Origin of the sequence: Psychroflexus planctonicus (assembly GCF_014640195.1) — a bacterium.
In the GTDB taxonomy this organism is placed as follows: Bacteria; Bacteroidota; Bacteroidia; order Flavobacteriales; family Flavobacteriaceae; genus Psychroflexus; species Psychroflexus planctonicus.
Genome location: NZ_BMGM01000017.1, coordinates 11,421 through 22,441, shown reverse-complemented (window position 1 = coordinate 22,441; position 11,021 = coordinate 11,421). Strand labels below are relative to the sequence as shown.

The window sequence follows — 11,021 nt, the reverse complement described above, 5'->3', positions numbered from 1 at the left end:
TGCGATTTTAGAAGTAGAAACAACCGAAAAAGGCTTTTTACCACCGCGCATGACTACCAACCAAAGAAATTATATTAGTGCACCAGCTGAAGGGCTCACAATTTACAATACCGATATCAATTGCTTGCAATGGTATAATGGCTCGGCGTGGTATAATTCATGCGATGGAGCCACAGAAATTCCTCCTGAAATTGGAATTACTGATAATACTACCTGTGCAAACGATTTGATTTCTGTTACTCCTTGTTCCGAAGTAGATGGCGCAACGCTTAATGACGATCCAGCTTCAACTGAAGGAATTGAATATGACTGGTCGGGAGCTACTGGTTTTATCGATGGTGGTAACACAAGAGCTTTAGTTGAAATTAATGGTCAATGCTGGTATAGACGTAATGCTGTTAACACCCCAACAGCTTTTGATCCAGTACCTAATCATGTAGCTGATACTGATGTAGGTTGGAGCGGCGACTACACAGGCGGACCTTATGATGATGAAGGCAAACTTTACCAATGGAGTGCCGCTATGAATGGCACTACCGACGAACGCGGGCGGGGAATATGCCCTACAGGATGGCATGTTCCAAGTGATTGCGAATGGATGTATTTAGAAGGTTCTTTAGGAATGAGCCTTGTCGATCAAGAAGATACAGGATTTCGAAGTTCAGCAAGTGTAGGTACTAAATTACTAGAAGGTGGAAGCTCCGGCTTTGAAGCTTTATTGGCAGGTTGGCGATGGTCTCCTGGTACTTGGGGTTGGCGACCACCAAGTTCTGCAGCAGGGGCTATATTTTGGACCTCCACAGCAACAGAATCATCAAAAGCGCATAGACGTTGGCTAGAAGTTAGTGATCCGTGGGTAAACCGAGTTACACTTGTTAAAGACCGTGGTTACTCTGTGCGATGCTTGAAGGATTAAGACGAGTAGTGAGTATAAAGTACAAAGATTTGAGAATCATAAAAATCTAAATTATTAATCATTGTTGTCCAACAAAAATACAGAATTGATATTTAAGCTTCATTAATGCTTTTAAATTCGCTATAAATTTAATTTTACTCACTAGCATGGTGTCTACGTGAATATTTCAAGTTGATTATTGGGAGGTTTTGTGATTAATTGCCCATTTTTAATCAGAAACAATAACAACCATATAAACCGTGGAATTGAGTACAAAGTAGTAAGAAGGTGAAAATTTAAAATCTGAAATAAAATCTTTGTGCTCTTTGTGTCTTTGTGTCTTTGTGTCTTTGTGTCTTTGTGTCTTTGTGTCTTTGTGGTTAAACAAAATTACAGCTTGACAAATATCGAACAATGAATAGCTATATTAAAAGTGAAAATTAGAAATTAGAAGTGAAATGCCCAAACAGAAAATTGACAACCGATAACTGACAACCGATAACAGTTGACAAACCACTGCAGAAATAGTAGTAAAGAACAAAAAAAGATAACTGTTAGATAAAAACATACCTACCAATCGTATAGAATTAAAAAACAAAAACTACTACTGATTAGAATGATTTGCCCATAGATTTGATATAGACAGAAACACATCTATTTTTAAAATGCTTGTTATTAGCTATTTAAAGAAATTGAATTTTAAATTGGTCTATACGCCATCTATGTTGATTATTCTTTATTAACCTATTAAATTAAGTAAAATTGTCTATTAAATTAATAATAGATTAATATGAAACAATCAAAAAAAATGATTTTTACAAAAACTATTAGCAGAAGTCTAATGGTTTTATCAGTTATGGCCTTATTTAGCATAAATAACATCTATGCTCAAGTAGGCATAGGTACTGAAACACCTCATGATTCTGCCATTTTGGAAGTGCAAAGTACCCAAAAAGGCTTTTTGCCACCACGGTTAACTATTGCTGAACGAGATGGTATTGTTAGTCCAGCTAATGGATTAACCATTTATAATACGGATAATAAATGCCTTGAATTATTTAACAATGCAGACTGGATTAGTATTTGTGATGGAAGTGTGGTGACTACACCGCCTTACAGCAGCAGTTATGTACATTGCAGCACGCCAACAGAAATTGTAGATGTTGTATCTACAACTGGAAAAATTTGGATGGACAGAAATTTGGGAGCAGCTCAAGTAGCAACAAGCACTACTGATTCACAATCCTTAGGTGATTTATTTCAGTGGGGAAGATTTGCCGATGGACATCAATGCAGTGGTTCAGCTACCTACAATACTGATCTTGCTGATACAGCAGTACCAGATGCAGGAAACACATGGGACGGAAAGTTTGTTTTAAACAGTGCTAATGAATTTCCGAGAGATTGGTTGGACCCTCAAGATAATGCCTTATGGCAAGGTGTCAATGGCGAAAACAATCCTTGTCCTTCTGGTTATCGTATTCCTACAAAATTAGAACTAGAAGATGAGCTTAATGAATTTTCAGCAGATTTTTCTGCTGATGCAACAGGTGCATTTCAATCTCCCCTGAAATTGCCAATTTCTGGATACCGTAGACTTAATAACGGTTACGTAGTAACCACAGTTGGACGTTACTGGGTAAGTACAGTGGGTAGTGGTGTTCAAATTGACGCACTTTACTTTATGGATACAGCATCAAGTGCGGTAATGACAGGAACCAATCGTGCCGAAGGTGCAGCAATACGTTGCATTAAAAATTAGTAAAATAAAGGGGCAGATGTTATGGCCTTTGAACTTTTTCCAGAAATTAATAATAACCAAAAGTATTTCAAACACAATAGAAAAGTTAAAATATATTAATAAAAATATAATGAACCCAAAAATAATTTTAATTATAACCTTAGCCTTTTTAGCACAGGCAACTGCCAACGCTCAAGTAGGCATAGGTACAACATCACCCGATGAAACAGCTGTATTAGAAGTACAAAGTACTACAAAAGGTTTTTTGCCACCACGTATGGACACTGATGCTAGAGATGATATAAGTAATCCTGCAGAGGCTTTGGTAATTTATAACACGGATAGTAAATGCCTAGAAGTATTTGATAATGCCGATTGGATTAGTATTTGTGATGGAAGTGTAGTGACTACAACTCCATACAGTAGTAATTATGTGCATTGTAACTCATCAACAGAAGTTATAGAAGTTATATCTACTGATGGAAAAATATGGATGGATAGAAATTTAGGAGCTACTCAAGTGGCATCTGCATTTAATGACACTAATGCTTATGGTGATTTATTCCAATGGGGAAGGTTTGCCGATGGGCATCAATGCAGAGAATCAGATACTTACCTTGCTAACAACATTCTTGACGAAACTGGCGTTCCTCTTGCTAATACACCTGTACCAAATGCAGGTAATGCTTGGGATGGGAAATTTATAGATCATGAAAATGTGGAAATAGATTGGCTTTCCCCTAAGGATGACAATCTTTGGCAAGGTGTAAATGGGATTAACAACCCTTGTCCAACTGGTTTTAGATTACCAACAAACCCAGAATGGGAAACAGAAAGATTAAGTTGGGATATGGAAGCTAATGGAGCTTTTGGCTCAACTCTTAAATTACCCTTAGCTGGATATCGAACTGGTCAGGATACTACTGATGAAGGCTCCGCAGGCGTTTATTGGTCTAGTACTGTAGAAGAACATAATGATATACATTCCGGTTATGTTGTATTCAATAATAGCTTTTCAGAAGTGAATTCTAATTGGTGGCGTATTTGGGGTAGCTCGGTGCGTTGCATTAAGGATTAAAACCCCCTAGACGCCAATACTTCGACTGAACTCAGCACAAGATAGGGAATTAGAAGTTAGATGTGGTCCCGTATCACTTTGTTTCACGGGATTAATTCCCTAAGCTATCTAAATAGATAGAGTGGACAGGCGTTTACGCAATTGTAAATTGCTAACTCATTGAAGATGTGAGATGACAAAGTTGAAAATTGAAAATCTGAAATAAAATCTTTGTGCTCTTAGTGTCTTTGTGGTTAATCAAAGTTATAAACTTACAAATATTAAACAATAAATAGCTATGTGAGAAATTGAAAAATTATAAACTCTAAATTTTTAATGAGAAACAAGAAATTAGATATGAGAGGTTAGAAATCAGAACGTTTTAAATGTGATAAGTCTCTGTGTACGCTACGAGTAATCTTAATGAACTTTGCATGAAAAAAGCAGGAATAATCTAGTTTGAAGTTGGAAAGTTAGGAATTTAAAAAAAAGTAATAAACGGTGATAAATCTTAGAAACAATTAGATAAAAAGCTATGTCTTTCACTAATCAGGGAAAATCTAATTGTTTTAACTAAAAAGGATTGATTAACTATCCTATTTCAAAACTTTGGTGCATAAAAAAAAGCGATCAACCATTTCATCAATATAAATTAAAGAAAAAACACTAAGAATTTGTTTCAAAATAGCCTTTTGACACATAAACAAAGCATTTTTTTAGCAAAAAAGGCACAAAAAAAATTAGTATTGCCCAATTAAATAAAAATATTTAAACTAATAATGATGAGAAATTCCTTTATTAAAACAACACTACTACTAATATTAGTTTGTAGCCCTGTCCTTGCTCAAGTAGGAATTGGCACCACACAACCTGATGATTCTGCGATTTTAGAAGTAGAAAGTACCGAAAAAGGTTTTTTGCCACCACGGATGACAACTAATCAAAGAAATGATATAAACAGTCCAGCCATAGGCTTACAAATATTTAATTTAGATACCGATTGCATTGAAGTATATTTTGCAAATGGCGGTTGGAGATCTATTGGATGCGGAGATTGTGTGCAAGCCATATGGAATTTCACTAACTGCGGAAAGACGGGCAGGTTTGGTCCATCGCAAGCTCAATGTAATTCATCCTACAGCAATACAAATTTAGAAGGGAACGTCACTATTTCTACACAAGGAATTCAAGAGTGGACGGTACCCATTACAGGTACATATAAAATTGAGGTTGCTGGAGCACAAGGTGGGGGCGAAAATGCTGCTTCTTCAACATCTGGCTCTGGTACAGAAGGATCGGTAGTAGAAGGTGACTTTAATTTAACAGCAGGAACTACGCTTTCGATATTGGTAGGACATAAGCCTGAAACAGCATTGGCTGGAGGTGGTGGATCTTTTGTGGTTGATGGATCTACACCTTTAATAATTGCTGGAGGTGGTGGTTCAGATGGTGCTAATAATATTGTTAATGCAGAAAGAAATGGTAGAATAGAAACATCAGGAGGTACATTACCTGGTATCACTAGAGCGGATAACGGTAATGGCGGGAATAGAGACACAACCAGTGGAGGCGCTGGAGGTGGCCTTTTAACTAATGGAAGTGGCACTAATACTACGGGAGCTGGGCTTTCTTTTTTCAACGGTGGCATTGGTGCTTCAGGTCAATCAGGATTATATCTTGCTGGTTTTGGTGGTGGTGGTGCAAGAAATGGATCTTATGGAGCTGGCGGTGGCGGCGGTTATTCTGGTGGATCAGCATCAGGAGGTACTGCAGCCAGAAGAGCAGGTGGTGGTGGTGGTTCTTATAACAATGGTACCAACCAAAACAATACAGCAGGAGCAAATACTGGCCATGGATATGTAACAATCCAAAGAATATGTCTTTAACAAAATACAATAGCAACAATAAATTAAGTAGTAAATACAAAGTATTAAGAAATGAGAAATTTGAAATGAAAGGCTTGGAAGTTGGATGTTAGGTGTTGGATGAGAAAATTGAAAAAAAAAATTGAAATCCTAAATGAAATGGATCAGAAAACCGATAACCGACAACCGATAACAGTGCACAGTTCACAACCGACAACAGACAACCAACAGACAACCGATAACCGTTAACAGTTAACAGTTAACAAAAGACAGAAGTCAATACTAACCATAGAAACAACCTTTTCCTAATAATTAGAAGAATTTTTGCTTAAATTATAATAAACAGAAACATATATTATATTAAATACTTAATATTCAATTATTTACATAAGTTAAATTTTAAAATGGTCTATACGATATCTATATAGCAAATTCTTAATTGACCCATAAGATGATATATTATTGTTGTCTAACATTTAATTTTTTTTTAAAATGGAAAAATCATATCACAAAAAAACCCTAACTGTTTATTTCACTAGTGCTAAAAGTATTTTCGTTTTTTTAATTATTGTTTTATTGGGAATAAACAAAAATTATGCTCAAGTAGGTATAGGAACAACCACTCCAGATGAAACTGCAATCTTGGAACTTAAATCAACTGAGCGCGGTTTGTTATTCCCAAGAATGTCTAGTAACAACAGAATAAACATTACAACACCTGCTACTGGACTTCATGTTTTTGATACCGATACCAATTCGGCTTGGTTTTTTGATGGAAGCAATTGGGTTAATTATGCAACACAATCGAAGTATGGCGATGTAAAATCAGGCATTCAATCTGCAGACCATGATGGTTGGGTTTTACTAGACGGTCGGGCATTGAGCAGTCTTAGTACAGCTCAACAAAACGTAGCCACTTCCTTAGGCTTATCAGGAAACCTTCCCGATGCAACCGATGCTTATTTGGTGCAAAATAATACTGCAATGGCAAGTGTTACGGGAACAAACACAACTACCTTGACACAAGCCAATTTACCGAACACAACATTTACGGGAAGCACAAACAATACAGGGAGCCATAATCACTCAGGGAGCACAAGTACTGCAGGTAATCATAGACATGATTTTGCAATTGGAAATCAATCGCAAAGAAGGTATCTTACTATGCAAGCTTCAGGTTATAGTGATTATTTATATGGTAGTGGCAGCAATCAAACCGCTGTAGGAACACTCTATTATAGCACAAGTACAAGTTCAACTGCTTCATATCCTGCAATGTCTACTGGTAGTTGGAGTACTACAACTAGGGACAATCCTTCAATAGCATTCAATGGTAACCATTCCCATAGCTTATCCATCAATTCAAACGGAAATCATACCCACACCGTAACGGTGAACTCGGGAGGAACAAGTGAACCTATTGCTATTAAACCTAGAAGCTTAAGTGTGAACATGTTTATTTACTTAGGACTTTAAAAATTATAGATTGATGAAACAAACATGTCGAATAAAAAATATCAAATAAAAAAGTTAGAAATAAGAAGTTAGATGTGGGATGTGAGAATTGAAAAATCAAAAATTTAAAATGAAAGGCTTGGAAGTTGGATGTTAGATGCTGGATTACAAAACTGAAAAAAATTGAAATACTAAATGAAATGGAACAAAAAACTGATAACTGACAACCGATAACAGTTCACGTTTCACGGTTCACAATCGACAACGGACAACCGACAACCGTTAACAGTTAACAGTTAACAAAAGACAGAAGTCAATACTAACCATAGAAGAAGTAGAATTGAGAATTAAAAAAACTAAAACAGAAATAAAATGAAAACAATAACAAAATTTTTGAGCATAAGCTTACTACTGCTTGGTTTAACCACCACACAAGCTCAAGTAGGCATAGGTACTGAAACACCACATGATTCTGCTATGTTAGAAGTAGAAAGTACCGAGAAGGGCTTTTTACCTCCGCGGATGGACACCGATGCTAGAAATGATATAAATAGCCCAGCTGAAGGATTAACAATTTATAACACGGATGAAAAATGCTTACAGTGGTATAACAGCACAGGATGGTTTAATACTTGTGATGGTTCGCTTTTTGTGCCCGCTGGACCAACTACTGACTGCGTATCTGGTTTTATTCCACCCTTTCTATCTGCCAATGAAACAGAGATTGTAGACGTTCTCAACCCAATTACAGGAGACACCTGGATGGACAGAAACCTTGGAGCTCATACTGCCGATCGAACACCACCAGCTTCTTATAGCAATGGCGGAACCGATTGTTGGGCATACGGTAACCTATACCAATGGGGTAGAAATTCTGATGGCCATGAAGACCGTACTTCTTCAAACACTCTTGGTCCTGTTACTGCTGGAAGCGAAGGTAGTAATTTTATAAGATCAAATGGTGACTGGTTATCTAATAAAAATGATGCACGTTGGGGTGACCCAATCGATGCAGATAAAGGCGTGCACGACCCTTGTCCTGATAGCTACCGTGTACCTACACAAGCTGAATTGTTAGCCGAATGGGATTCTTGGGATGGCGTTTTAGATCAATCTGAACCTGCATTATCAGAAGAGAATAGCGAAGATGCAATTAATTCTCCACTTAAATTACCAGTAGCAGGCTACCGGATTCAAGGTAATGGTTTGGTTGAAAATGATGGCAACAACGGTAGCTATTGGTCTAGTACTGTTTCAGGCAACAATGCCACTAGCCTTAGTTTTGATGGTAACTTCTCCCTTGTTTCAACCTTTGAGAATCGTGCTGGAGGAAAATCTGTTCGTTGCATAAAAGATGAGCTATAAGAATATAGTTTTAAGCTGCCCATATACCCGAATTAACTTTGACTGAAAAATAGAATACAATAAATAAAATGAATATAATAGGATTACTCAACCTTAAACCATTATTTACTCTTACACTGCTACTTGTTTTCTCAAAAAGTTTTGCACAAGAAATTAGTGGTCAGTTATCGGCATTACCAAATCAAAGCATTCTACTTAAGGGTTTTAATGGTTTGGACACCCATGTTATAGACAGCACACAAACCGATGAAGAAGGGCATTTTGTGCTTGAGTTTGCTCCCAAAGATTACGGCATGGCCTTGTTAGTTCCCGAAAATAACAAGTCGTTTCTAGCTGTTTTAGAAAAAGAAACGGTTAAACTAAACGGAGAAAATACAAGCTTACCTGAAAGCATCCAAATCAGTAAAGGTGCTCAAAACAAAGCGTTTATGCAATATGCTAGGCAACAGCCCAAACGTGAGCAAGCCTTAAGCGCTTGGGAGTATTTGCAAAAATTCTATGCAGACGAAGCTATTTTCAATAAAGAAACAGCAGCCCTAAGCGCTATAGAAAAAGAGATACAACGCATTTACACCAGTGAGCAAGAATTCCTGGATAAATTACCTTCAGATAGTTACCTAAGTTGGTACATCCCGGTACGTAAACTGCTTAGCAGTGTTTCTCTGGTAGCACAATATAAGCCAGAAGAAATTCCTGCCACACGCCAAGCGCTCCGAAAATTAGATTATGCAGGGGAACGTTTGTATACAAGTGGTTTATTGAAAGATGCGCTAGAAAACCACGTGTGGTTCATCGAAAACAGCAGTGGTGCATTGGATCAGGTTTTTGCCGATTTAAACGAATCGATTGACCTTATGCTTGAACAGTTAATAATTGATGAAGCCAAGTACAATACGCTAACCGAATACCTCTTTAACCTGCTCGAAAAAAGAAGCCTATTTACTTCAGCTGAATATCTGGCATTAAAGGTTCTAAACGAGCAAAGCTGTAGCTTAAATGACGATGTAGCCAAACAGTTGGAAAGCTACCGCCAAATGAAAAAAGGCAATACAGCTCCTGATATTCGTTTTGGAGAATACACCTACTTCCCGGAAGGGATGAAGGCTGCTTCCTTAAAAGAAATTAACGCTACCTACAAAGTAGTGGTGTTTGCTGCCGGTTGGTGCGGGCACTGCAGAGAACAAATTCCAGAATTAGCAGAATATTACCCCGCTTGGAAAGACAAAACAATTGAAGTGGTTTTGGTATCGCTAGACGAAAATACCGCTGATTTTGCAAATTTTACAGGCGCTTTACCCTTTTTATCGACTACCACTTTAAAGAAATGGGATACCAAAGCGGCACAAGATTATCACATCTATGCAACGCCCACTTATTTCTTGCTTAATGAAGATTTAAAAATAATATTAAAACCTAAAAACTTAGCACACTTAAACGCTTATATACAACAACTCAAAAATTAATTTAAATACAATGAATATGAAACATTTACTCAACTTACTACTCTTACTTGCGGTTTCAGCGAGTTACGCCCAGCTAAAAATTAACAGTGGTACAGAACTTTACGTAGCAGGCGATGCTGCCTTTTACACCAACGAAGATGTAAATAACCAAGGAACACTGACCTTTAAGCCAGCTACAGCAATTAATTTTACCCTTGATGCCGGATTAGACAATAGCGCTGGCAGCATTGCTTTTAATGATGCTACTTTAGTCATTGGAAGCGGTACAAGCAATGCCAATAGCACAGATGATTTTACATTTGGGACTAACGATCAAGTAAAACACGTAGTGCTAGACAAAAACACAGGAACCACAAACGTTATTGGCGGTCATTTAGGAATAAGTGAAACCTTACAACTAACCAGCGGTACGCTAACTGCTGGAGACAAAATCACATTACTTAATCCTAGTGTGGGCCAAGAAGCATATGTAGTAGAATCAACCGGAGGAACAGCCAACCTTAGTGTAGAGAAGTTCTACCCTGCTAAACGCGCTTTTAGAATGGTAGCTAGTCCCGTAGATGGTGGTAGCATCTTTGACAACTGGCAAAACAGTGGTGCTAATGATGCTGGAATAGGTACACACATTACCGGAGAAATAGGTACGGTAGGTGAGTTTAACGCCACTACAGGTATAGACTACACTCAGTCAGGTAATCCGTCTTTATTTAGCTTTAGTAATGCCAATGGTTGGGAAGCCGTTAACAATACTAAGAATACAGATTTAAGCGTAGGTGTACCTTACCGTTTAATGGTGCGTGGCGATCGTGGAATTGACCTAGACTCCAATGAATCTTTTGGAGAAACTACACTCGTATCTCAAGGCACTTTAGTAACTGGTAACCAAAACTTAAACCCAGTTACGGCGGGAAGCTCTACCTTTTACAGTATTCTAGCTAACCCCTATCAATCTAGAATAGATGTGAGCGATCTCTTAAATGGAAATTCGGGGAATGTAAATACCGTCTTTTTCTATGTATGGGATCCGATGATTAACACCCGCGGTGGTTTTGTAACCGTAGATGATTTAGGTAATGGTGGTGTACCTAGCATAATTGCTTCTTCAGCTGATAAGTTTGTAGGACCAGGCGAGTCGTTTTTTATAAGAGCCAATACCAATAACCCTAATTTGCAATTTACC

The 11,021-nt window shown here is 37.6% G+C and carries 7 protein-coding genes and 1 pseudogene; all 8 read left to right on the top strand.

Annotation, left to right across the window (positions count from 1 at the left end; genetic code table 11):
• The coding region (locus IEV72_RS13420; RefSeq protein ID WP_188459636.1) for a fibrobacter succinogenes major paralogous domain-containing protein at positions 1-916 on the top strand (916 nt) is incomplete at its 5' end.
• A 769-nt stretch (positions 917-1,685) separates the two neighbouring features.
• Positions 1,686-2,657 carry a phage tail-like protein gene (locus tag IEV72_RS13415; protein ID WP_188459635.1) on the top strand — a complete coding sequence of 324 codons (972 nt, stop codon included), beginning with the start codon at positions 1,686-1,688 and terminating at the stop codon, positions 2,655-2,657.
• A 109-nt stretch (positions 2,658-2,766) separates the two neighbouring features.
• Positions 2,767-3,714, top strand: a complete 948-nt coding sequence (locus IEV72_RS13410) for a phage tail-like protein (protein ID WP_188459634.1) — start codon at positions 2,767-2,769, stop codon at positions 3,712-3,714.
• A 761-nt stretch (positions 3,715-4,475) separates the two neighbouring features.
• A complete protein-coding gene (locus tag IEV72_RS13405) occupies positions 4,476-5,579 on the top strand; it encodes a glycine rich domain-containing protein (RefSeq protein WP_188459633.1) in 1,104 nt (367 codons plus the stop codon).
• Positions 5,580-6,050: 471 nt separating this feature from the next.
• Complete coding sequence (locus IEV72_RS13400; RefSeq protein WP_188459632.1) at positions 6,051-7,034, top strand: phage tail-like protein; 984 nt, start codon at positions 6,051-6,053, stop codon at positions 7,032-7,034.
• Positions 7,035-7,385: 351 nt separating this feature from the next.
• Positions 7,386-8,378 carry a phage tail-like protein gene (locus tag IEV72_RS13395; RefSeq protein ID WP_188459631.1) on the top strand — a complete coding sequence of 331 codons (993 nt, stop codon included), beginning with the start codon at positions 7,386-7,388 and terminating at the stop codon, positions 8,376-8,378.
• 68 nt (positions 8,379-8,446) lie between these two features.
• Positions 8,447-9,841 carry a TlpA disulfide reductase family protein gene (locus IEV72_RS13390; protein ID WP_188459630.1) on the top strand — a complete coding sequence of 465 codons (1,395 nt, stop codon included), beginning with the start codon at positions 8,447-8,449 and terminating at the stop codon, positions 9,839-9,841.
• A 16-nt stretch (positions 9,842-9,857) separates the two neighbouring features.
• A pseudogene (locus IEV72_RS13385) lies at positions 9,858-11,021 on the top strand (hypothetical protein); the annotation flags it as partial.

Bases quoted from the DNA above. Each gene is read 5' to 3' on its own strand.
- IEV72_RS13395 (WP_188459631.1), top strand. From the start codon at position 7,386: ATGAAAACAATAACAAAATTTTTGAGCATAAGCTTACTACTGCTTGGT.
- IEV72_RS13390 (WP_188459630.1), top strand. From the start codon at position 8,447: ATGAATATAATAGGATTACTCAACCTTAAACCATTATTTACTCTTACA.
- IEV72_RS13400 (WP_188459632.1), top strand. From the start codon at position 6,051: ATGGAAAAATCATATCACAAAAAAACCCTAACTGTTTATTTCACTAGT.
- IEV72_RS13405 (WP_188459633.1), top strand. From the start codon at position 4,476: ATGAGAAATTCCTTTATTAAAACAACACTACTACTAATATTAGTTTGT.
- IEV72_RS13415 (WP_188459635.1), top strand. From the start codon at position 1,686: ATGAAACAATCAAAAAAAATGATTTTTACAAAAACTATTAGCAGAAGT.
- IEV72_RS13410 (WP_188459634.1), top strand. From the start codon at position 2,767: ATGAACCCAAAAATAATTTTAATTATAACCTTAGCCTTTTTAGCACAG.